The sequence below is a fragment of the Bradyrhizobium sp. NBAIM08 genome (assembly GCF_020193935.1).
Lineage (GTDB): Bacteria > Pseudomonadota > Alphaproteobacteria > Rhizobiales > Xanthobacteraceae > Bradyrhizobium > Bradyrhizobium yuanmingense.
In genome coordinates, this window is record NZ_JADYVR010000299.1 from 1 (window position 1) to 454 (window position 454).

General features: G+C 67.6%; 1 protein-coding gene. It reads right to left on the bottom strand.

What is annotated here, in order from left to right; translation table 11 throughout:
* The coding region (locus I6F37_RS39590) for a glycosylhydrolase-like jelly roll fold domain-containing protein (RefSeq protein ID WP_225154316.1) at nucleotides 1–454 on the bottom strand (454 nt) is incomplete at both ends.

A 454-nucleotide genomic window follows, 5' to 3' on the forward strand; every position in this document is an offset into this window, starting at 1 on the left:
GAGGTAAAGGTGACCTTCTGAGCGCCCGGCTGCGCGTCGCCGATCAGGCGGTTGACCCATAGGTTGGCAACCTTGACCTCGATCCGATTGCGTCCCGGCTTGGCGACGAGGCCGGCATCGATCCGCCACGGTGCGTGCCATGCGGTGCCGACCAGATGCCCGTTGACGTGCACCTCCGCCACATCGCCGACCGATCCCAGGCCGATCGTGAGTGGTGCACCCGTGGAGTAGGTCGGCGGCAGGGTGAAGGTCGTGGAATAGGTCGCTACCCCCGAAAAATAACGGACGCGCGCGTCGGCATGCTTGTCCAGCGGTGCGAGCTTCGGAAGCGTGATGACCGAGGGCGCGCCGCGGCCGGGCTGGAAGCTCACCGTCCATGGCCCGTCGATCCGAGCGATCTCGGACGTGACCGGCGGCGCGACCGTCGCGCTGGTCGCTACGGCAGGCTTGCGGA